The sequence below is a fragment of the Endothiovibrio diazotrophicus genome, from assembly GCF_054657215.1.
Genome location: NZ_BAAHXB010000306.1, coordinates 1 through 522, shown reverse-complemented (window position 1 = coordinate 522; position 522 = coordinate 1). Strand labels below are relative to the sequence as shown.

At 62.8% G+C, this 522-nt stretch carries 1 protein-coding gene; it reads left to right on the top strand.

Going from position 1 to position 522, the window contains the following annotated elements; all coding sequences use genetic code 11:
* On the top strand, window positions 1–522 hold a 522-nt coding region (locus ACYQ2W_RS26560), incomplete at both ends, for a hypothetical protein (protein WP_459874130.1).

The window sequence follows — 522 nt, the reverse complement described above, 5'->3', positions numbered from 1 at the left end:
CTCAGCATCAACCAGCTCAAGGTCAACGTGCTGGTGTCCTGCGGCGACGCGCTGCACGTCGACACGTTTGACCTCTATGCCGCCAAGAGCCGTGGCGTGTTCATCAAGCAGGCGGCGTTCGAGCTGGCGGTGAAGGAGGAGGTAATCAAGCGTGACCTGGGCAAGGTGCTGCTGAAGTGCGAGGCCCTGCAGGAACAGCAGATCAAACAAACGCTAGAGGGTGGCGACGACTCCACGGCCCTCGATGCGGTAGCCGGGGAAGAGGCCCTGGCGCTGCTCCGCTCGCCCGATCTGATGCAGCGCATCCTCGAGGACTTCGACCGTTGCGGCGTGGTGGGAGAAGAGACCAACAAGCTGATCGGCTATCTCTCCTGCGTCTCGCGCAAGCTCGACAAGCCGCTGGCGGTGATCATCCAGAGCACCAGCGCCGCCGGCAAGTCCTCGTTGATGGAGGCCATCCTGGACCTGATGCCGGAAGAGGAGCGGGTGCAGTATTCGGCGATGACCGGGCAGAGCCTGTTT